The 20,618-nt window shown below is 72.9% G+C and carries 19 protein-coding genes; 9 read left to right on the top strand and 10 right to left on the bottom strand.

Annotated features, from left to right (window positions below; all coding sequences use genetic code 11):
- Positions 1-8: 8 nt before the first annotated feature.
- The 5 genes from BKA00_RS15370 to BKA00_RS40445 form a co-directional block, all read right to left on the bottom strand.
- A complete protein-coding gene (locus tag BKA00_RS15370; protein WP_185025660.1) occupies positions 9-164 on the bottom strand; it encodes a hypothetical protein in 156 nt (51 codons plus the stop codon).
- 170 nt (positions 165-334) lie between these two features.
- Entirely contained in the window at positions 335-493 is a 159-nt protein-coding gene (locus BKA00_RS15375; protein WP_179278923.1) for a hypothetical protein, read from the bottom strand.
- 85 nt (positions 494-578) lie between these two features.
- Entirely contained in the window at positions 579-872 is a 294-nt protein-coding gene (locus BKA00_RS15380) for a hypothetical protein (RefSeq protein ID WP_185025662.1), read from the bottom strand.
- A gap of 67 nt (positions 873-939) precedes the next feature.
- Entirely contained in the window at positions 940-2,103 is a 1,164-nt protein-coding gene (locus tag BKA00_RS15385) for an LCP family protein (protein WP_185025664.1), read from the bottom strand.
- Positions 2,104-2,295: 192 nt separating this feature from the next.
- Positions 2,296-5,874: an AAA family ATPase gene (locus tag BKA00_RS40445; protein ID WP_185025665.1), complete on the bottom strand. Its 3,579-nt coding sequence runs from the start codon at positions 5,872-5,874 to the stop codon at positions 2,296-2,298.
- Between the two features lie 204 nt (positions 5,875-6,078).
- On the opposite strand from BKA00_RS40445, the gene BKA00_RS40450 reads away from it, so the two are divergent.
- Positions 6,079-6,417, top strand: coding sequence for an anti-sigma factor antagonist (locus tag BKA00_RS40450; RefSeq protein ID WP_185025667.1), 339 nt, complete (start codon positions 6,079-6,081; stop codon positions 6,415-6,417).
- Positions 6,418-6,446: 29 nt separating this feature from the next.
- Here BKA00_RS40450 and BKA00_RS15400 read toward each other — a convergent pair whose 3' ends face one another.
- From BKA00_RS15400 to BKA00_RS15420, 5 genes are all read right to left on the bottom strand, one after another.
- Positions 6,447-7,220 (bottom strand): SGNH/GDSL hydrolase family protein, encoded by a 774-nt coding sequence (locus tag BKA00_RS15400; protein ID WP_230299217.1) that lies wholly within the window; start codon positions 7,218-7,220, stop codon positions 6,447-6,449.
- Positions 7,221-7,333: 113 nt separating this feature from the next.
- Entirely contained in the window at positions 7,334-7,948 is a 615-nt protein-coding gene (locus BKA00_RS15405) for a GTP-binding protein (RefSeq protein ID WP_185034257.1), read from the bottom strand.
- Between the two features lie 34 nt (positions 7,949-7,982).
- On the bottom strand, positions 7,983-8,438 hold the full coding sequence (locus BKA00_RS15410) for a DUF742 domain-containing protein (protein WP_185025669.1): 456 nt from the start codon (positions 8,436-8,438) through the stop codon (positions 7,983-7,985).
- A gap of 30 nt (positions 8,439-8,468) precedes the next feature.
- A complete protein-coding gene (locus BKA00_RS15415) occupies positions 8,469-8,918 on the bottom strand; it encodes a roadblock/LC7 domain-containing protein (RefSeq protein ID WP_173396277.1) in 450 nt (149 codons plus the stop codon).
- Positions 8,915-12,148 carry a sensor histidine kinase gene (locus tag BKA00_RS15420; protein ID WP_185025671.1) on the bottom strand — a complete coding sequence of 1,078 codons (3,234 nt, stop codon included), beginning with the start codon at positions 12,146-12,148 and terminating at the stop codon, positions 8,915-8,917. Before BKA00_RS15420 ends, BKA00_RS15415 begins: the two co-directional genes overlap by 4 nt.
- 722 nt (positions 12,149-12,870) lie before the next feature.
- Here BKA00_RS15420 and BKA00_RS15425 point away from each other — a divergent pair.
- From BKA00_RS15425 to BKA00_RS15460, 8 genes are read left to right on the top strand one after another with little or no spacing between them, the layout of a single operon-like run.
- Complete coding sequence (locus BKA00_RS15425; RefSeq protein ID WP_185025673.1) at positions 12,871-13,851, top strand: ABC transporter substrate-binding protein; 981 nt, start codon at positions 12,871-12,873, stop codon at positions 13,849-13,851.
- A gap of 21 nt (positions 13,852-13,872) precedes the next feature.
- Entirely contained in the window at positions 13,873-14,682 is an 810-nt protein-coding gene (locus BKA00_RS15430; RefSeq protein WP_185025675.1) for an ABC transporter permease, read from the top strand.
- Positions 14,679-15,527 (top strand): ABC transporter permease, encoded by an 849-nt coding sequence (locus BKA00_RS15435; protein WP_230299218.1) that lies wholly within the window; start codon positions 14,679-14,681, stop codon positions 15,525-15,527. Before BKA00_RS15430 ends, BKA00_RS15435 begins: the two co-directional genes overlap by 4 nt.
- Positions 15,524-17,128 (top strand): benzoylformate decarboxylase, encoded by a 1,605-nt coding sequence (gene mdlC, locus BKA00_RS15440; RefSeq protein WP_185025677.1) that lies wholly within the window; start codon positions 15,524-15,526, stop codon positions 17,126-17,128. Before BKA00_RS15435 ends, mdlC begins: the two co-directional genes overlap by 4 nt.
- Before the next feature lie 5 nt (positions 17,129-17,133).
- A complete protein-coding gene (locus BKA00_RS15445) occupies positions 17,134-17,994 on the top strand; it encodes an ABC transporter ATP-binding protein (protein ID WP_185025679.1) in 861 nt (286 codons plus the stop codon).
- Between the two features lie 36 nt (positions 17,995-18,030).
- The gene (locus tag BKA00_RS15450) at positions 18,031-19,014 is read left to right on the top strand and encodes an ABC transporter substrate-binding protein (RefSeq protein ID WP_185025681.1); all 984 of its coding nucleotides are present in this window, start codon (positions 18,031-18,033) and stop codon (positions 19,012-19,014) included.
- Positions 19,011-19,787 (top strand): ABC transporter permease, encoded by a 777-nt coding sequence (locus BKA00_RS15455; RefSeq protein ID WP_185025683.1) that lies wholly within the window; start codon positions 19,011-19,013, stop codon positions 19,785-19,787. Before BKA00_RS15450 ends, BKA00_RS15455 begins: the two co-directional genes overlap by 4 nt.
- On the top strand, positions 19,784-20,602 hold the full coding sequence (locus BKA00_RS15460; protein ID WP_185025685.1) for an ABC transporter permease: 819 nt from the start codon (positions 19,784-19,786) through the stop codon (positions 20,600-20,602). The genes BKA00_RS15455 and BKA00_RS15460 overlap by 4 nt, the downstream gene beginning before the upstream one ends.
- Positions 20,603-20,618: the final 16 nt, after the last annotated feature.

Here is a 20,618-nt window from a genome sequence, read left to right on the forward strand (position 1 = left end):
GGCGCCGGTCAGTTGCCCAAGGCGTTCACGAAGGCAGCGAGCTGGTTGCCCGCGTTGCCCAGCTCGCTGAAGGCGTTGTTCACCACTCCTGCCGCATCCGTCGGTGAGCTCAGCAAGTAGAAGATGACGAAGGCGATCGCCACATAGCGGAGGTTCTTCTTCATCCGTAACGCCGTCCCTGTTCGTAGCGCGCGACACAATCGACCCGATCCCATTGTGCCCAGCCGCGTCTGCCCGCAAAGCGCGATTTTACTGTGACGTACGGGCAACTTCATGGTGGCGTCGCGAAGAGAAGCCCCGTACCGGTGGGGGTACGGGGCCCGGCACCCGCCGGTCAGTTCGGGATGGCGCTCATGAACTGCGACAACGACTCCGCGGCGTTGCCGAGCCCGCTCAGGGCGCCGTTGACGAGATGCGCCGCGCCCTCGGGCCTGCTGATGACGTACCACGCCGTGAAGGCGATGGCGGCGATCTTCATGTGCTTCTTGTTCACTTCAACCACCCTCTGCGGTCGATCACTTACTCTCAGTGATTCCCCAGGGTGGCGGAAGAGAGATCAAGAGGGGACAAAGAGCAGGTCAGGTCCCCTTGGGGTGCCGGTGGAGATAGTCGATGTAGAAGGGCCGGAGGGCGTCGGCCATCTCGCCCTCCCCCGCGTGCGTGAACTCCTCCAGCAGCGACAGGCCGTGGAGGAGGTCGAACTCGGCGCGGCCGACCTCCCCGGTGGCCGCGGCGGCGGCCGGGATCGCGCGCAGCAGGTCCCACACGAAGCCGACGTCGCGCCGATCCCTGGCGACGGCCATCGCCCGCTCGTACAGCTCCTTGGACGTCAGCTCGTCCAGATTCCCGCCGTCCGGCGTCTGTTCGGACATGGTCCGACTCTATTCGAGCGTCCGGCCCGTCACCCCGCGCCGGGCGGCGGGGCTCCGGGCCGGCCGGTCACTTCGTGATGACGTTCGACGGGATCTCCTGGTCCTGCTTCAGCGCGCCGAAGAGCGTGGACGCCTTGGACCTGTCCCAGGTGATGTAGGACCCGGCGGAGGCCGAGCTGCCGGCGCCCCCGATCGGGACGGTGGTCGTGACGCCGTTCCCGCCGCTGACGCCCTTCATCGCCCACATCATGCGGACCAGGTCGTACAGGTGGTCGCCGTCGTCCACCAGGAAGTTGCTGGTGGCGTTCATCGCCAGCGGGACGCCGCGGAACGGGTTGAGCATCGTGCCCGGGCTCGTGGCCTTCTTCATCAGCGCGCCGAAGAACTGGCGCTGGTGCTCCACGCGTTCGAGGTCGGCGCGGGCGAAGGCGCGGGTCCGGACGTAGCCGAGCGCCTGGCCGCCGTCCAGCGTCTGGCATCCGGCCTTGAGGTTCAGCCCCGCCTTGCGGTCCTTGATGTTCTCCTTGACGCAGATGTCGACGCCGCCGACGGCGTCCACGACGCCCACGAAGCCGCCGAAGCCGATCTCGGCGTAGTGGTCGATGTGGAGCCCGGTCGCCTTCTCCACGGTCTGCACGAGCAGCTTGGGCCCGCCGAAGGCGAAGGCCGCGTTCAGCTTGTTGGAGCCGTGTCCGGGGATCGGGAGGTAGGAGTCGCGCGGCAGGCTGATGAGGGACGTCCCCCCGGAGCCGTAGTGCAGCAGCATCATCGAGTCGGTGCGGCGCCCGGAGGCGAACCCGGTCGCGAGGCGCTTCTGGTCGTCCTTCGACAGGCCCTCGCGGCTGTCGGAGCCGACGACGAGCCAGTTCGTCCCCGGCGTGTCGGCGACCCGGCCCGCGTAGTCCACGAGGACCGACTCGCGCTTCAGCCGGGAGTCCAGGTAGAAGTAGCCGCCGACGACGACCACCAGGACCACGGCGACGAGGCCGCCGAGCACCCGCGGCCACCGCCGCCGGCGCCGCCGCCGGTAGGGCGCGCCGCCGCGGGGGCCGCCCTGGTCGGCCCGTCCCCCGGCGAGCTGGTCGCCCGCGTACGGGTCGTCGTACGGGTCCCCGTAGGCGTCCCGCCCGTAGGCGGCCTGGTGGTGCTCCGCGCGTGCGGAGTTCTCCCTGCTGCGCCCCACGCGGTCGCCCTCCTTGCGTGTCCGGCCCTGTGGCCAGCCGTCGGTCATGCCGTAGACCCTAGACAACCCGGGCGTGCCGCGCGTCCGTCCGGCGCATGATTGTCCACACCAACAAATCACCGCGCTCTGGGAGATCTGAAGCGGACACCGTCCCCCTTAAGGCGCACACTGCCCCCGGCCCGGTAGTACGCGCGGAGGGCGGCGGACGGCCGCACGACGGCCCTCCTCCCGGCGGCCCGGCTAGATGTAGAGGCCGAAGCCCCCCTCCACCTCGCGGGGCGGGGCCTCGGGCAGGTCCTCGGGGCGCAGCAGCGCCGCCTCGGCCGGCTCCATCTCGCCGGCCGCCGCGTCCTCCTTGGCGGTGATGCGCTGCGCCTGCCGGGAGATCGTCGCCTCCAGCAGGTTGCGGACGAGCCGGGCGTTGCCGAACGAGGTGCCGCGCGGCTGGGCCGCGACGAGGCGGCGCAGCTCCTCCAGGATGCCGGGGGCGAGCGCGAAGCCGTCCTCCGCCGCCATGAACTCGAAGATCGTGACGAGTTCGTCGTCGGAGTAGTCGGGGAACCGCAGCCGCTTCGGGAACCGGGACTTCAGCCCGGGGTTGGCGTCCAGGAAGCGGTCCATCTCGGCGTCGTAGCCGGCGACGATGACCACCAGGTCGCCGCGGTGCTCCTCCATCAGCCGCAGCAGCTCGGCGATCGCCTCGTGGCCGAAGTCGCGCCGGTCGCCGCCGCCGGACGCCAGCATGTACGCCTCGTCCACGAACAGCACGCCGCCGAGGGCGCGGCTGACCGCGTCCCGCACGCGCGGCGCGGTCTGCCCGATGAACTCGGCGACGAGGTCGGCGCGGGTCACCTCCACCAGGTGCCCGGACGACAGCAGGCCGAGCCGGGCGAACACGGCGGCGATCAGCCGCGCGATCGTGGTCTTGGCGGTGCCCGGGTTGCCGGCGAACACCATGTGCCGGGCCGGCGGCGCGGGCGACACCTTGGCGTCGCGCCGCAGCTGCTCGGCGCGGACCTCGGCGACCAGGGCGGCGACCTCCCGCTTGATGTCGGCGAGGCCGATCAGGCGCTCGACCTCCGCCAGCGGGTCGCCGGGGACGTCGTCGCGGCCGCGGGTGAGGGTGTCGGGGACGTCCTCCGGCAGGATCACGTCGAGGGACTCGTCCTCGTCGACGATCCCGTCGGCCAGGACGCGGCGCCCCTGCATCGCGACGGCCCGTTCGAGCAGGTTCGTCATGATGCGGACGTTGCCGACCCCGCGCTCGCGCGGGGCCGCCTCGACGAGCGCGCGCACCTTGTCCAGGACGCCGGGGGCCAGCTCGAACCCGGAGTCGGCGGCCTTGGCGGTGAACACCTCCACCAGCTCCGCGTCGGTCAGGTCGGGGAAGCGGAGCGTGCGGGGGAAGGCGGCGGCGAGGTCGGGGTGGGCCTTCAGGAGCCCGTTCGTCTCGGCCGCCGGCCCCGTCAGCACGACGACGAGGTCCTCGGTGTGCGCCTGGACGCTCGTCAGCAGCACGTCCAGCACCTCGCGGCCCCGCGCCGCGTCGGCCGCCGCCGACACCAGGGCGTGCGCGTCGCGGACGACCAGGACGCCGCCGTGGGCCTGCTCCACCGCCCTGCGGACGCGCAGGACGCTCTCGCTGGCGTACTCGCCGAGCAGGTCGGCGCGCTCCACCTCGACCGTGTGGCCGGACGACAGCACGCCGAGGTCGGCGTAGATCCGGCCGAGGATCCGGGCGACCTTGCCCTTGCCGGTGCCGGTGTTGCCGGTGAAGACCAGGTGCCGCAGCCGGGTCCGCGCGGTCATGCCCGCCTCGCGGCGCAGCCGCGCGGCCTTGGCCTCGGCGACGAGCGCCTCGACCTCCCGCTTGACGGGCTCGATGCCGACGCAGGCGGCCAGCTCGGCGAACGGGTCGGACTCGGCGGGGCGCCCGGCGATGAGCCGCTGCGGCAGGTCCCCGGCGGTGATCTCCAGGGGGCCGGCCTCCGCGCCGTCCTCGCGGGCCCGCCGGTCCGCCGCGGCGACGGCCTGGCCCGCCATGTGCTCCACCAGCCGGGCACCGCGCAGGTTCAGCATCGGCGGGGTGCGGCGGAGCAGGGCGCCCGCGGCCGCGGAGACCTCCGCTCCGGCGCGCGCGCCGCGCCGGGCGACCGCCAGGGCGAACAGCTCGGCGAAGTCGTCCTCGGCGAAGTCGCGGGTGCGGGCGACGTCGAACGCCCGGACCAGCGCGGGGTTGGCGTCGAAGAGCCGCCGGTCGCCGCCGGGGCGGCACAGGGCGACGACGTTGAGGGACGGCGAGCGCGCCATGAGCCGCCGCAGCTCCTCGGTGGCGGCGGCGCCGCACCGCTCGTGCGCGGCGAGCTTCTCCAGGTCGTCCACGACCAGGAGCATGCGGCCCTCCAGGCAGTCGCGGACGCGCGCCTGCAGCCACAGGACGGCGTCGCTCACGCCGAGCGAGGCGAACACCTGGTCGGAGATCCACAGCGCCTCGCGGACGGCGCCGCCCTCGCCGAGGGCGGCCTCGACGATCTCGGCGGCGGTGCCCTTGCCGGTGCCCTCCGGGCCCGCGACGAGGAGCCGGACCGGCCGCCGCCCGGCCAGCCGCGCCGCCACGGCGTCCCGCACGGCCCGCGACAGCTCCGGCTGCCCGACCAGGGGCGGGCCGCTCTCCTCGGCGGGCTCGGGCCGCTCCGCGGCGGCGGGCCGCGGGCCGTCCTCGCCGGAACCGAACCTCAGGGTGTTGAAGACCCGCCGGACGGTGAACAGCCGCCGCAGGTCGGCCTGGAACTGGCGCACCGGCACCCGGCAGCGCGGGATGACCGGCGGGTCCGGCAGGCCCTGCACCGCGCCGGTGAACCGCACCGCCATGTCCAGCCAGGCGCGGGCCGCGTCCGCCTCGCCGGCGACCAGGCCGCGCGCCAGCCACGCCCGCGCGTCGGACTGCCACGCCTCGGCGGCGAAGCCCTCGCGCGCCGCGCGGAACCGCTCCTCCACGTTCTCGTAGCGGGTGGTGCCCAGCACGACCGCCAGTTCGGCCGGGACGACCGCGGCGTCGGCCGCCAGCAGCAGCCGCGCCAGCGCCACGTCGGGCTCCCCCGTGTCGGCGACGGCCCCGGCCAGCCGCTCGTGCGCGGCGTCCAGCCCCTCGCAGACCCAGCCGAGGTAGCCCACCGGCCCGGCCAGTTCGGGCAGGACGGCGAGCTCCTCGCCGGTCAGGCCGGAGACCCACAGGTCCTCCAGCCGCCGGTTGGGGACGGTCATGTCCGCCTCGCGCAGCGCGGGGTCGGCGGCGCGCCGGTCGAACACGTCCATCAGCGCCCGCCGGCGCCGCTCCAGCGGCTCCAGGCCCTCGAAGACGTCGAGCCCGGCGCGCGCCAGCTCGAACATCACCGCGCGGCGCTCCCGGTCGTCCCCGGCCGGCTCGGGCAGCCACAGGCCCGGCGGGCGCCACCGCCCGCCCTGGCTGAACCACGCCACCGGGTCCCGCTCGGCCGACTCGGGCGTCGCCAGGAACGCCGACAGCAGCTCGTAGTCGACGTCGCCGCGCGACCCGCCGCGCACCGCCGACGCGCCCAGCAGGAACGTCAGCAGCGACCACTGCTCGGCTCCCGCCGCGCTGGTGTCGCTGCCGTAGAAGTCGCTGAGCTGCCGCGTCAGCACGACGGCGCGCGGGTCGGTGTTGTAGGCGACCGCGCGCTCGCGCATCTCCTCGTACAGACCGTCGGGCACGCGCCAGGGGCCGTACGCGTAAACGTCGAGGACCGGCTCCTCAGTGAGCAGCACTTCGAGATGGTCCGGCAGCCGGGGGGAACTCACCTGGGGTCGTCTCCTACGCAGCGGATCGTCGAGGCAATCACATCCGACAAGCACCTTACGGCGCGTCACGATCACGCACACCCCTGTTGCGGCGGGTTGGCAGGCGGCCCGGCGTCCGCGATAGTTGTCGGACGGAAACTATTCGCCGGACGATTCCGGCCAAAGCAGAACACAAGAGGGGAACCCCCCGTGTCACCTTTGGAAGTGACCACACGGCCGGACGGCGGACGCGCCGTCATCAGGCTGTGCGGAGAGCTCGACGTCGCGGGCTCGCAGGAGCTGCGCGTCCGCCTCGACGAGGCCCGCCGCGAGCACGGCGACCACCTCGTCCTGGACCTCACCGACCTCGAGTTCATGGACTCGGGCGGCCTCTCGGTCATCGTCGCCTGCTACAAGGCCGCCACCGCGGCGGGCGGCAGCCTCGTCCTCGCCGGCCCCCGGCCCATCGTCCGCCGCGCCCTGGAGATCACCGGGCTGCACCGGCGCATCCCCGTCAAGAGGACCCTGCAGGAGGCGCTGGCGGTCGAGCCCGACCGCGGGTAGCCAGGGGGCCGGGACGGCCGGGCTCCGCCCTAGAGCGGGAGCGGGGTGGGGCGCTTGGGGCCGCGGCCGTCGCCGGAGGAGCGGCCCGTGGCCCGGCGGCCGATCCACGGCAGCAGGTAGGTCCGGGCCCAGTGGACGTCCTCGCGCCTCATCGTGAGCCAGTCGGCGCGGTCCAGGGGCGGCCAGGGCTCCCGCCAGTCGCCCTCGACCGGGACGCCCACCGTCCCGGCGACGTAGAGCGCCATGCGCCGGTGCCCCTCGGGCGACAGGTGCAGGCGGTCCTCGTACCAGGCGCGCGGGTCGTGGAAGACGCGCAGCGGCCACAGGTCCACCACCGAGCAGCCGCGGTGGTCGGCGATCGCGCGCAGGTGCATGTTGTAGGTGGCGGCCTTGCCCCGGATGCGGCCGCCCGAGCGCAGCCCGCGCGGATCGAACCCGGTGAAGACCACGACGCGCGAGCCGGTGGCGCGCAGCCGCCGGACCGCGTCGTCGAACACGACCGCGGCCGCGTCGGGGTCCGCGCCGGGACGGATCATGTCGTTGCCGCCCGCGCACAGCGTCACCAGGTCGGGCGAGAGGCCGACGGCGATCGGCACCTGCTCGTCCACGATCTGCCGCACGAGCTTCCCGCGGACGGCGAGGTTGGCGTAGCGCAGGCCGGGGTTCAGCACGGCGATGTGCTCGGCGAGCCGGTCGGCCCAGCCGCGGAAGACGTCGGTCTCGCCGGGGTAGGGGTCGTTCATGCCCTCGGTGAAGCTGTCGCCGATGGCCACGAACGTTCCGATCTTCTCCATTTCGCTCATCGCAACCCCCCGCGCGGATTCATGCTCGATCACGACGAACAATCATGCATCGTGCACACGACCTACGCGACCGTAGCCCCGGCCGGACCGCGCCGCGCCCCCGAGCGCGGCGGCTAGGTCCAGCTCGGGGACGTGGTGCCGAGCTGCCCGCCGGGGGCGCCCGGCGCCGGGGCGCCCGCGTGCGCCCCGGCGGCGTGCACCGTCATCGCGTGCTTGACCAGCGTGATCAGCACCTGCTTGGTGGACTCGCGGCTCCGCGCGTCGCACTGCACGATCGGCACGTGGGCGCTGATCGACAGGGCGTCCCGGATGTCCTCCACGGCGTACTGGAACTCCCCGTGGAACCCGTTGACCCCCACCACGAACGGCAGGCCGAGCTCCTCGAAGTAGTCCACCGCGGCGAAGCAGTCCTCCAGCCGGCGGGTGTCGACCAGCACGACGGCGCCGATCGCGCCGCGGACCAGGTCGTCCCACATGAACCAGAAGCGGTGCTGCCCGGGCGTGCCGAACAGGTAGAGGATCAGCTCGCTGTCCAGCGACACGCGGCCGAAGTCCATCGCGACCGTGGTGGTCGTCTTGTCCGGGACGGCCGACAGGTCGTCCACGTCGGCGCTGGCCGCGGTCATCACCGCCTCGGTGGTGAGCGGCATGATCTCCGAAACGGACCCGACGAAGGTGGTCTTCCCGACACCGAAGCCGCCACCGACGACGATCTTGACCGAGGTCAGCTCGGTCTCCCCGCCGTGCGGCCCCGGGACCTGGTCAGAGCTTCCGAAGGCCACTGAGCACCCTTTCTAGCAAGCGGAGGTCCGGCTGTCCGCCGGCGGTGGTGGTGGACTGCGACTGGTGCAGCCGCAGCAGCCCCTCGACGGCCATGTCGGCCACGAGGACGCGCGCGACCCCGAGCGGCAGGCGCAGCAGCGCTGACACCTCGGCCACCGAGCGGGCCGACCGGCACAGATCCATGATCGCCCGGTACTCCGGGGTCAGCACGGCCACGTCCCGCGGCGGATAGGGCGCCGCGGTGACCAGCGCCTCGATGGCCAGGTCGTAGCGCGGCCTGGTGCGCCCGCCGGTGACCGCGTACGGGCGCACGAGCGAGCTGCCGTCGTTGTCGTCCCGCTCGGGGGGGCGGCCCTGCACGGGAACCCGCCCCTGGTCACCCGGCCAGCGGCCGCCGCCTCCGGGACCGCCCCCGAAGGGACTGCCTCGATCCATGTCGCCGACCTCCGTCAGAGTCAGTCACGGTCAATAGCGGGCGGGCCCGGCGCCCATCTCGGTCACGGAAGGCCCCGAGTACGGGGGCTGCTGCTCCTGTGCGCGCAGGGCGGGAGTCAGCACCCGCCCCACCCGCTCCACCAGGAGCGTCATCTCGTACGCCACCAGCCCGAGATCGCAGTCGGGCGCCGCCAGCACCGCGAACACCGAGCCGTTCGTGATGGACATGACGAACAGCAGCCCGCGGTCCATCTCCACGACGGTCTGGTTCACCCCGCCGGCGTCGAAGATCTTCGCCGCGCCCTGGGTCAGGCTCATCAGTCCCGAGGCGATCGCCGAGAGCTGGTCCGCCCGCTCGGGCGGGAAGCCCGCCGAGTAGGCCATCGGCAATCCGTCCGAGGAGACCACGACGGCGTGCGCGACCTTCGCGACACGGTCCGCGAAGTTCGTCACCAACCAGTTGAGATCCTGCCCGCTCACCGGGTGCCTCCTGTCTCGCCGTCACCCTGTGACGGCGCCTCACCTGACGTGCCTGCGCCGCGTGCCTCATGGCGTCCGCGGTGGACGCCGCGCTGCAGGCTCGCAAAGCGGTTGCGTACGACGTCGGCCGACTGGCCGTGGCCCTGCTCCTGCTGTCCCTGGGGCTGCCCGGGCGCCTGGCCGATGACCGGCAGGCCCTGCGTCGGCGCCTGCGGTCCCTCCTGGGCGGCCCCGGCGGGCGCCGGGCGGCCCTGCGCGGCCGGCGGCCGGGGCGCGTCCTGCGCCCCGCGGCCCACGGCCCCGGGGATGCGGTTCTTGCCGGGCACCCGCTTGGGCAGTCCGACGGTGGTGCGGCTCGTCGCCACCGGCGCGCGGGCCGCCTCGGCCGCGCGGAAGCCGGCGTCCGCCGGGGACTCCCAGCCCTTGGTGGGGTCCTCGCCCGACGCGCCGCCCGACCTGCGCTGGAACCACTCCGACTGCATCGCGTCGAAGATGGGCGAGCGCTCGGGCAGCCGCGGCGGGGCCTTCGGCTCCGGCCGTGCGGCCGCCGCGGCCCGCACTGCCGGCTGGGGAACGGGTGGTGGCTCGGGTATGGGGCCCTCCGGCACGTGGGGAGCGGACACGGGCGGGACGTCTTCGGCGTAGGGGGACGGCGCCTGGCCGGGGTTCGGGCCGACCTGGTCCAGCGGGCCGGTCTCCCAGGGGATGTGCCGTCCGCCGCCGGACTCGGGCACCAGCGGCTGCGCCTCCGGGACGACCGGCTGCGGGCCGGTCCGCCCGCCCGGCCGGCGGGCGCCGTTGGCGGGGGCGTCCTGCGCCTCCTGCGAGCGCTCGCCGCGCGGCTGGAAGAGCCCGTTCGAGGAGCCTCCGTCGGAGGGGCGGCCCTGAAGGTGCGTGCCCGGCTCCCGGACCGGGAGCTCCCCCGGCCTGCGCGGCTGCCGCTCACCGGTCCCGTAGGGGTCGCCGGCGGGGGCGCGCCGGTCCCGCGAGGGGCGCCGCTCGGCGGGCGGGACGGCGGGCTGCGCGCCGGTGCCGTAGGGGTCGTGCATGCCCGCGGCCGGGATCGGGCCGGTCTCGGTGACGCTCGGCTGCGGGCCGGTGGCGCCGCGGGCGGGCCGCAGCGGGCCGGTGCCGCCGACCATGGGGTGCGCGCCCGTGCCGCCCGCCATGGGATGCGGCCCGGTCCCGCCGCCCATGGCGGGGGCGGAACCGTAGTCGTCCTGCCGGAACCCGCCCGCGGGCGGCTCGGCGGCGGTGGTGGTGAGCGCGGCGAGCTGGCCGTGGGAACCGGCCTCGCGGGGGGCCAGGCCGGGACGGGAGCCGATGCCGCCGGACTCGCCCGGCGTGACGACCGCGTCCGGCAGCACCACGAACGCGGTGAGGCCGCCGCCCTGGGCGGCCCGCAGCTCGACGCGGATCCCGTGCCGGACGGCCAGGCGGCCGACCACGAACAGGCCCATGCGGCGGGCGGCGGAGAAGTCGATGACGGGCGGGTTCGCCAGCCGCCAGTTGGCCTGCTCCAGTTCCTCGGGCGACATGCCGACGCCGTTGTCGGTGATCTGCAGCATGCAGCCGCCGCCGCTCAGCATCTGCCCGGAGACCGTCACCTTGGTGTTCTCGGAGGAGAACACGGTGGCGTTCTCCACCAGCTCGGCCAGCAGGTGGACGAGGTCGTTGACGACCGGGCCGGCGACCGTCATGTCGCCCTGGACCCGCAGCGCCACGCGCTCGTACTGCTCGACCTCGGACAGCGACGCGCGGACGACGTCGATCAGCGGGACGGGCTGGTTCCACCGGCGCACCTGCTCCTGGCCGCCGAGGACGAGGAGGTTCTCGCAGTTGCGGCGCATGCGGGTGGCGAGGTGGTCCAGCCGGAACAGGTTGCCGAGCTGCTCCTCGTCGCGCTCGCTCTGCTCCAGCTCCTCGATGAGCCGCAGCTGCCGCTCGATCAGGGACTGGCTGCGGCGGGAGAGGTTGACGAACATCGCGTTGATGTTGCCGCGCAGGACCGCCTCGTCGGCGGCCAGCCGGACCGCCTCGCGGTGGACCTCGTCGAACGCCCGCGCGACCTGGCCGATCTCGTCGGTGGAGTCGATCTCGATCGGCTTGACCTCGATGCCGCCCGCGGCGGCCTCGGGGTCGCGCAGCCGGTCGACCAGGCCGGGCAGCCGCGCGTTGGCCACGTCCAGCGCGCCGGACTGCAGCCGGCGCAGCGGCCGCACCAGCGAGCGGGCCATCACGATCGTGACGAGCAGGACGATGAGCAGCAGGATCGCGATCACCACCGCGTCGATCAGGGTGGTGGTCCGCGCGTCGTCACCGCTCTGGCTGCTCTGCGCCCTGATCTGGTCGCCCAGGTACTTCTCGACCGCGCGCATCTGGTCGATCATGGCGGTCATCGAGGCGCGGATCACCTTGGCCGACCCGGGGGTGGCCAGTTGCAGGGGCAGCCGGCCGCCGGTCGCGGTGGCCGCCTGGACCACCCGCTGCCGCAGGTCCCGCGCCTGGTCGATCTTCGTGCCGACGACGGTGTCCTCGAACCGCTGGATCTGCTCCAGGGAGGCCGAGCCGCGGAAGGCGGCCAGCTCGCTGTCCTCCTGGGAGCGCGCGGCGGTGAGCGCGTTCAGCTCCTGGGCGTCGAGCCGCCTCGCCCGCGCGCCGATGAGGAGCAGGGCCCGCTGCCGCGAGACCGCCTCCTTGGCGCGGGCGAGGGCGCCGAGCGCACGGCTGGACTCCGCGAGCGCGTCGTCCGCCACGTTCTGCGAGATGCCGTCCAGGACGCCGGTCAGCTCCTGGGCGGACTCGGTGTACTTCTGCAGGACGATGAAGGCCGGGACCTTGGTGCCGACCACCAGGGAGCGCAGCGCCTTGACGCCGTCGACGCGGCTTCTGACCGTGGTGGCGTCCCGGACCGCCTCGGTGCCGTAGGAGCCGTCGATGGGGGCGCTCAGCGCCCGGACCCTGGCGACCAGGGCGTCGGTCTTGCGCTGCTGCGCCTCCAGAGGCTGCTGCAGCGCGGCGGGCCGGCCGGCCGCGATGTACTCGATCGCCTCGTCCCGCTCCGCGGAGAACTCCTGGACGAACTCGGTGATCCCCTGCCCCAGCTCGGCCATCCGCTCGACGCGCCCGTAGGTCTCCGCATCGCTGACCGAGCCGGAGATGCGCAGTCCGGAGAGCACGACGGCGGCGACCGTCGGGACCAGGATCAGCACGATGAGCCGCTGCGGCACTCGCCAGTTCCGCAGGCTCAGCCTGCCCGACCGTCTCGAATGGTCCGACCGCACCTCGACGTCACCAGGCCGAGGATGGTCGCGACCCTCGTCGCTTGGTTGCATCCGCCGTTTACACCCTCTCCCTCACAATGCCGCACTCTCCGTGACGTGGCCGCCGCGAAGGGTTAATACAACATCGTCTCCGCCTCCGGCGCACGACATTGCAGCACATCCATGGATAGGCCGCAAAGGACGATATGGGAGTCGTAAACTTCCAATGACGTGATCATAAGTTTATGCCCATATGTCCGTTTTCATGAGCACGGAGGGTCACTCTGCGCTCAGGGACTCTTCGTGATCGCCTGATCGCGATCAGTGACGCCACCTGCTCGCCTCCGCCGGGCGCGCGGATCCGGGCACGTCCCGGCAGCCGTTCGATCACTCTGCGAATTGGCTCGGCCATGGATCGTCACCAAAACCTCGGGAGACCTTTATCCGGCGCATTATCCGAAGGGTGGCGCTTGCCTGCGGCGATTGGCCGCCGGGCTCCCAAGGACACAAGAGAGTCACACAATTCCACCTCAATCGACCCTCGCCGGGCGGTCCGCGATACGCTCCCGGCGCACGTGATCTTCGGGCACGGCGGGTGCCGTGGCTACAGTCGTTCCCCCTGGCTCGCATGCCCTGGCCGGCCCAAGCCCTGCCGAAGCAGCTTCCCCCTTCGAGTTAAGGAGTGCCCAATGCGGCAATCCCTACGTGTTTCAGCGCTGGTCAGCGCGCTCACCCTGGTCGCCTCGCTCGTGACGGGCTGTGGCGGAGACGACTCCTCCGGCGGCGGCAAGGGGCTGGAGAAGGACTCCATCAAGGTGGCCTCGCTGCCGCTCGTGGACGGCGCCGCCCTCCACATCGCCCAGAAGGCGAAGCTGTTCAAGGCCGAGGGGCTGGATGTCAAGATCGTGCCGGTCCAGCAGAGCATCAAGGCGCTGCCGGCCCTGAAGGCCGGCGACGTGGACGTCATCGCCGGCGCGAACTACGTTTCCTTCCTGCAGGCCAACGAGCAGGGGGCGCTGAAGCTGAGCGTCCTGGCCGAGGGGGCGCAGCTCACCTCGAACATGATGAACGTGCTGGTGATGCCCGACTCCAAGCTCAAGTCCGCCAAGGACCTGGAGGGCAAGAAGATCGCGGTCAACATCCTGAACAACATCCAGTCGCTGACGCTGGACGCCATTCTCAAGGCCAACAACGTCGACCCGAAGAAGGTCGAGTACGTCCAGGTCCCGTTCCCGCAGATGGCGACCGCCCTGCAGAAGAAGCAGGTCGACGCCATTCACACCGTCGAGCCCTTCCTGTCCGACAGCGAGAAGAAGCTCGGCGCGCGGGTCCTCGTGGACGGTGGCAGCGAGCCGGTCACCAGCCTCCCCATCAGCGGTTACGTGACCACGCAGGAGTTCACGCAGAAGAACCCGAAGACGGCCGCCGCCTTCCAGCGCGCCATCATCGCGGCGCAGAAGATGGCCTCCCAGGACCGCAAGAAGGTCGAGGAGGTCCTGCCGGGCTACGCCAAGATCGACCCGCAGGTCGCCTCGGTCATCACGCTGCCGGGCTACCCCACCTCGCTGAGCACCACCCGCATGCAGCGGATCGCCGAGCTGATGCAGACCTCGGGCCTGCTCAAGCAGAAGCCGGACCTGAAGACGATCCTCTTCCACCCGACGTCGTGACCCGGGGACACTGATCACCTCATGGCACACGAGCCGACGCCGCCCCGCGGCCTCCCGCGCCCAGGAGTCTGGGCGCGGGGGGCCGCCGGGGTGGCGGTCCTCTTCCTGGCGAGCGAGCTGCTGGGCCGCGCGGGAATTGTGGACCGTTCCTTTCTGCCTCCCGCCTCCAGCATCACCGCCCGCGCCCTCGAACTCGCGGGCGACACCGAGTTCCTGTTCAACGTCCGGGTGACCCTCACCGCGTGGGCGCTCGGCCTGCTGATCGCCTGCGCGGTCGCGATCCCGCTCGGGCTGCTGTTCGGCAGCGTCCCCGCGGTGAACACCGCGGTCCGCGCGATCGTGGAGTTCCTGCGCCCGATCCCGTCGGTGGCCCTCATCCCGCTCGCCGCGCTGGTCCTCGGCTCCGGGCTGGAGATGGAGGTGCCGCTGATCGTCTACGCGTCCAGCTGGCCCATCCTGTTCAACACCGTCTACGGGCTGGACGACGTCGACCCGACGGCCAAGGAGACCCTGCGCAGCTTCGGCTTCAGCCGGTTCCAGGTGCTGCTGCGCGTCTCGCTGCCGAGCGCCGCGCCGTTCATCGCGACCGGCGTGCGGCTGGCCGCGTCCATCGCGCTCATCCTGGCCGTCGGCACCGAGATCCTCTCCGGCTTCGGCGACGGTCTCGGCATGTTCATCGCGCAGGCCGGCAACGTCCCGGACGGGACCACCGACGTCCTCGCCGGGACGGTGTGGGCCGGCTGCCTCGGCCTCGTCATCGACACCGTGCTCGGCCGGGGCGAGGACCGCCTGTTCCGCTGGCACAAGGCCCAGAGGAGTGGTGCATCGTGACCGCGGCGACCGCCAGCGCGCCCCGCGCCCGCACCCGCGGCGCGGCCTCCCGCATCACCGGCGGCCTGCTGCACCGGCTGCTCCCGCTGGTGCTGCTCGTCGCGGCCTGGGAGGCGGCGACGCGGGCCGCCGACAGCGCCTTCTTCCCCCCGCCCTCGCAGATCGCCCGGCGGATGCGGGAGCTGTGGCTGTCCGGCCCGGCCGACCACCTGTACCTGTCCTCCGAGGCGGGCGACTCCATCGCGCCCAGCCTCGGCCGGATGTTCCTCGCGCTGGTGCTGTCGGTCGTGGTCGGGGTCGTCCTCGGCATCGCGCTCGGCCGCTCCCAGCGGGTGCTGGCCTACCTGCAGCCGCTGCTGCAGTTCGCCCGGGTGATCCCGCCGCCGACCCTGGTGCCGGTGTTCATCGTGCTCTTCGAACTCGGCACCCAGATGCAGGTCGCGTCGATCATCTTCAGCGCGATCTGGCCCATCCTGCTCAACACCGCGGACGGCGCCCGCAGCGTCGACGCCGTGCAGATGGACACCGCCCAGGTGTTCCGGCTCTCCGCGCTCGACCGGATCCGGTTCGTCATCGTGCCGTCCGCCCTGCCGAAGATCTTCGCTGGGCTGCGGCTCGCCCTGTCGCTGTCGCTGATCCTCATGGTCTTCTCCGAGCTGCTGCCCGGCACCTCCGACGGGCTCGGCTTCATGCTGACCAACGCCCAGAGCCAGTCCGACCTCGGCACCCTGTGGTCGGTGATCGTGCTCCTCGGCATCCTCGGCTACCTGTTCAACTCGATCCTCCTCGTGGTGGAGCGGCGCGTCCTCGCCCGCCACCGCGGGGCCCGAAAGGCCAACTCATGACTACTCGGCTCACCGTCCGGGAAGCGTTCTTCGACTTCTGCCGTAGCGTGGGGATGACCACCGTCTTCGGCAACCCCGGATCGACCGAGTTGCGGATGTTCCGCGACTTCCCGGACGACTTCCGGTACGTCCTCGCCCTCCAGGAGACCGTCGCCGTCGCGGCCGCCGCGGGCCACTCCCTCGGCACCGGCGGCGCCACCCTCGTCAGCCTGCACTCCGCCGGCGGCGTCGGGCACTCCCTCGGCGCGGTCTTCAACGCCTACCGCGACCGGGTCCCCGTCGTGATCATCGCGGGCCAGCAGTCCCGCGCGATGCTGCCGACCCGCCCGTTCCTCGGCGCCGACGAGCCCGCCCAGTTCCCCCGCCCGTACGTGAAGTGGAGCAGGCAGCCCGAGCGGGCGGAGGACGTCCCCGCCGCGCTCGCCGAGGCCTACCGGGTGGCCATGACCCACCCGCGCGGCCCGGTGTTCCTGTCGGTGCCCGAGGACGACTGGGACCGGCCCGCCGAGCCCGTCCCGGCCCGCGAGATCCGCACCGACTTCACCGCCTCGCCCGCCGCGCTCCGGGAGGTGGCGGCCGCGCTGGACGGGGCCGCCAACCCGGTCATCGTCGTGGGCGCCGGAGTCGAGGACGAGGGCGCGCTGCCCGGCGTGGTCGAGCTCGCCGAGCGAACGGGCGCGCCGGTGTGGATCAGCCCGCTGTCGGGACGCTCCGGGTTCCCCGAGGACCACCCGCTGTTCCGCGGCTTCCTGCCGCCCGTGCGCCAGCACTTGTCGGCGCGGCTCGAAGGGCACGACGTCATCCTCGTCCTGGGCGCGCCGGTCTTCACGTACCACGTGCACTCCGAGGGACGGGTCATCCCCGAGGGCGCGAGGCTGTTCCACTTCGACTGCGACCCGGCGACGACCGCGTGGGCGCCGGTCGGCACCAGCGTGCTCACCACGATCGACGCGGGCGTGTCCGGCCTGCTGGAGCTCGTCGCCAAGGCGGACCGGCCGCACCCCGAGCCGCGGGAGAGGCTGGCGAAGCCGCAGGCCACCGACCCGATCGACCCCGCGCTGGTCGTCGAGACGCTCCGCGAGCGCATGCCCGAGGACGCCGTCATCGTCGAGGAGTGCCCGAGCCACCGGGACCTGTTCCACGCGCGGCTGCCCATCACGCGGTCCGGCGGCTTCCTGACCACCGGCAGCGGCGCGCTCGGCTGGGGCCTGCCCGTCGCCGTCGGGCGGGCCGTCGCCGGATCCGGCGAGCGCATCGTCTGCGTCATCGGCGACGGCTCGACCATGTACTCGGTGCAGAGCCTCTGGACGGCCGCGCAGCACCGGGTCCCGATGACCGTCCTCGTGCTCAACAACCACGGGTACGGCGCCGTGAAGGCGCTCGGCCGCCGGATCGAGCTGGAGACCGTCCCCGGCACCGACATCCACGGCATCGACTTCGTGGCGCTCGCCCGGAGCCTCGGCTGCGACGGCAGGACCGTCACCCGCGCCGCGGACCTGGACGCCGCCATGGCCGAGGGGCTCGCGCACGAGGGCCCGTTCGTCATCGACGTGCGGGTCGCGGCCGACGACTCCGCCCTCTACGCGCCCGAGGCGAGGTGAGCGGCATGCTGGAGGTGTCCGGACTCGGCCACGCCTACGGCGAGCACCGCGTGCTGCAGGGCATGGACCTGTCGATCGGCGACGGCGAGCTCGTCACCATCGTCGGGCCGTCGGGGTGCGGGAAGTCCACGCTGCTGCGCTGCCTCGCCGGGCTGATGGCGCCGAGCGAGGGGAAGGTCGTGCTGAACGGCGCCCCCGTCGACGGCGTCCCCGACGACCTCGCCGTGGTGTTCCAGGACTACAGCCGCTCGCTGATGCCCTGGCTCACCGTGCGCGACAACGTCGGGCTGCCGCTGCGGCGCCGCGGCCTCGGCCGGTCCGAGCGGCGCGCCAGGGCCGCCGAGGCCCTGGAGTCGGTCGGCCTGAAGGACGCGGCGGGCAAGTACCCGTGGCAGCTCTCGGGCGGGATGCAGCAGCGGGTGTCGATCGCCAGGGCGCTGGCCTACCGGCCGACCCTGCTGCTGATGGACGAGCCGTTCGGGTCGGTCGACGCCCAGACCCGCGAGGACCTGGAGGACCTGGTGCTCCAGGTCCACCGGAGCCAGGGCGTGACGATCCTGCTGGTCACGCACGACATCGACGAGAGCGTCTACCTCGGCGACCGGGTCGTGGTGCTGGCCCGCGACCCGGGCCGGATCCGCGCCGAGCTGCCCGTCACGCTGCCCGCGGACCGCGACCAGATCGGCACGCGGTCAGACCCGGAGTTCGTCCGGCTGCGCGCCGAGGTGGGCCGGCTGGTCCGCGGCGTCGCCGGGGCCAAGGCGGCGGACGAGGCGGCGGACGAGCCCGCCGGGCCGGACGAGGCCGCGGAGACGGAAGCGGAAGCGGAGGCCCGTTCCGGGTCGCGGGGAACTGTGAAAGGTTAAGCCTTCAACGACCCCCCGGCGCATGGAGCATCGCTCATGTCTGCTTCCCGTCCCCGAGCGGCCCTCGCGGGTGTGCTCGGCATCGCGCTCGCCTTCGGCGCCGCCTGCGGCGGCTCCGAAGGCGAGAAGTCGGCCAACGGCCTTGAAAAGTCCGAGGTGAGGCTCGGCACCATGACGGTCGCCGACACCGCGCCCGTCCAGATCGCCCTCTCCAAGGGACTGTTCAAGGCCGAGGGCCTCACCGTGAAGACCCAGGTCATCCAGGGCGGCGCGGCCGGCGTCCCGCTGCTGAAGAGCGGCCGCCTCGACTTCAGCTTCGGCAACTACGTCTCGCTGCTCACCGCCGCGGCCAAGGACCCCGGCTTCAGGCCGCGGATCGTCGCGGACGGGTTCCGCGGCGCGTCCAGAACCCACACGCTGATGGTGCGCGGCGACTCCCCCTACCGGACCGTCGGGGACCTGGCGGGCCGGAAGATCGGCGTCAACACCAAGCGCAACGTCGCCACGATGCTGGTCCGCGCCGCCGCGCAGCCCCGGGGCGTGGCCTTCGACGAGGACAGGAACTTCGTCGAGATCGCACCGCCCGCCATGGAGCAGGCGCTGAAGTCCGGGAGCGTGGACGCCGTCCAGGGGATCGAGCCGTTCGGCACCCAGATGCGGAAGTCGATGGGCGCCCGCATGGTCGCCGACCTCGCCACCGGCGAGGCGGACGGCCTGCCGATCGCCGGCTACGCCGCCACCGAGAAGTTCGTGAAGCGGAACCCCAGGACGGTCGCCGCCTTCCAGCGGGCGCTGCGGAAGGCGCAGGCGATGGCGGCGGGCGACCGCAAGCTGGTGCAGGGCATCCTGCCGACCTACGCCAAGGGCATCGACGCCGCGGTCGCCGCGGACATGAGCTACGGGACCTACCCGACGTCGATCGACACCGCCGCGCTGCAGCGCGTGGCGGACCTCATGCGGCGGTTCCAGTACACCGACAAGAAGATCGACGTCGCGTCGTTCGTCGCGCGGGCCCCATGACCTGGCGCCGCGTCCTTCTCGGCGCCGCCGGGGCGGCCGGCGCGGCCGCGGCCGTCGAGGTCCTGAGCCGCGGCGGGCTCGTCGACGCGTCCGCGCTCCCCCCGGCGTCCACCATCGGGCGCGAGGCCGGAAGGCTGGCGGCCGACCGGGAGTTCCTCGTGGACGTCGCGGCCACGCTCAGGGCCTGGGCCGGGGGGCTCGCGCTGGCGGTGCTCGCGGCGGTGCCGCTCGGGGTGCTGCTCGGGTCGGTGCCGTTCCTCGGGACGGCAGCGCGCGCCCTGGTCGAACTGATGCGCCCCATCCCCTCGGTCGCGCTGATCCCCCTCGCCATCATCCTGTTCGCGGACCCGACGCGGATGGAGATGTCCCTGGTCTTCTACGCCTGCCTGTGGCCGATTCTCATCAACACCCTGTACGCGCTCCGCGACGTCGACCCCCTGGCCAAGGACACCCTCCGCGCCTTCGGGTTCGGCCCGCTGTCGGTGCTGTGGCGGGTGTCGCTGCCGAGCGCCGCCCCGTTCGTCGCGACCGGCGTCCGGATCGCCGCCTCCGTCGCCCTCATCGTCGTGATCAGCACCGAGCTGTTCGCGGGCGGGGTCGACGGCGTCGGCATCTACCTCGCCGACACCCAGTCCGGCGGCGGGCGCGCCGACCTGCTGCTGGCCGGGGCCTGCTGGGCCGGCGCGCTCGGCCTCGCGGCCAACACGGGCCTGCGCGCCCTGGAACGGCTCGCGTTCCGCTGGCACGACGCCCGGGTGGAGGGGGTCGCGTGAAGACGGGGGCGGCTCCCGCGGCGGACGCGGCGCGCGGGTTCGCCGAGCGCGCCTGGCTGGTCGCGCTCGTCGCGGTGCTGTGGGAACTGGTCACGAGGGCGGTGGACGAGACCTACTTCCCTCCGCCCACGACGATCCTGGCGTCGCTGCACGAGCTGTGGTTCTCCGGCCCGGCGTCCCACCTGTTCTTCACCGACAAGGCTCTCGACGACTTCTCCACCAGCCTCACCCACCTGTTCGCCGGGTGGGCCGCCGCGGGAGCCGCCGGCGTCGTGGCCGGGGTGGCGATCGGACGCTCGCAGACCCTCTCCGACCTGCTGAACCCGGTGCTGGAGTTCCTGCGGGCGGTGCCGCCCCCGACGCTGGTGCCGTTCTTCATCATGGTGTTCCAGCTCGGCGCCACCATGCAGATCGTGACGATCGCGTTCGGCGTCGTCTGGCCGGTGCTGCTCAACACCTCCGACGGCGTCCGTTCCGTGGACCCGCTGCACCTGGACACGGCGCGGGTGTTCGGCGTCGGCCGCGTCCGCAGGCTGGTGACCGTCGTCCTGCCGGCGGTAGCGCCGAAGATCTTCGCGGGGCTGCGCGTCGCGCTGTCGTTCGCGCTGATCCTGATGGTGCTGTCGGAGCTGTTCGGCAGCACCGCGGGCATCGGCTCGGAGCTGATCGGCGCGCAGCGCTCCTTCGAACTGCCGCGGATGTGGGCCGGGATCGTGATGCTGGGCGTCCTCGGCCTCCTCCTCAACACCGCGTTCCTGCTCCTGGAAAGGCGGCTGCTGGCCTGGCACGCCGGGGCGCGGCGGCTCCAGAACTGACCATGCGCCCACCGAT

The sequence above is a fragment of the Actinomadura coerulea genome, from assembly GCF_014208105.1.
Taxonomy (GTDB): domain Bacteria; phylum Actinomycetota; class Actinomycetes; order Streptosporangiales; family Streptosporangiaceae; genus Spirillospora; species Spirillospora coerulea.

What these genes read in the sequence shown, in the direction of transcription:
- BKA00_RS15370 (WP_185025660.1), bottom strand. Translation starts at nt 164, where the DNA reads ATGAAGAAGAACCTCCGCTATGTGGCGATCGCCTTCGTCATCTTCTAC.
- BKA00_RS15380 (WP_185025662.1), bottom strand. Translation starts at nt 872, where the DNA reads ATGTCCGAACAGACGCCGGACGGCGGGAATCTGGACGAGCTGACGTCC.
- BKA00_RS15385 (WP_185025664.1), bottom strand. Translation starts at nt 2,103, where the DNA reads ATGACCGACGGCTGGCCACAGGGCCGGACACGCAAGGAGGGCGACCGC.
- BKA00_RS15400 (WP_230299217.1), bottom strand. Translation starts at nt 7,220, where the DNA reads ATGAGCGAAATGGAGAAGATCGGAACGTTCGTGGCCATCGGCGACAGC.
- BKA00_RS15410 (WP_185025669.1), bottom strand. Translation starts at nt 8,438, where the DNA reads ATGGATCGAGGCAGTCCCTTCGGGGGCGGTCCCGGAGGCGGCGGCCGC.
- BKA00_RS15425 (WP_185025673.1), top strand. Translation starts at nt 12,871, where the DNA reads ATGCGGCAATCCCTACGTGTTTCAGCGCTGGTCAGCGCGCTCACCCTG.
- BKA00_RS15430 (WP_185025675.1), top strand. Translation starts at nt 13,873, where the DNA reads ATGGCACACGAGCCGACGCCGCCCCGCGGCCTCCCGCGCCCAGGAGTC.
- mdlC (WP_185025677.1), top strand. Translation starts at nt 15,524, where the DNA reads ATGACTACTCGGCTCACCGTCCGGGAAGCGTTCTTCGACTTCTGCCGT.
- BKA00_RS15445 (WP_185025679.1), top strand. Translation starts at nt 17,134, where the DNA reads ATGCTGGAGGTGTCCGGACTCGGCCACGCCTACGGCGAGCACCGCGTG.
- BKA00_RS15450 (WP_185025681.1), top strand. Translation starts at nt 18,031, where the DNA reads ATGTCTGCTTCCCGTCCCCGAGCGGCCCTCGCGGGTGTGCTCGGCATC.
- BKA00_RS15455 (WP_185025683.1), top strand. Translation starts at nt 19,011, where the DNA reads ATGACCTGGCGCCGCGTCCTTCTCGGCGCCGCCGGGGCGGCCGGCGCG.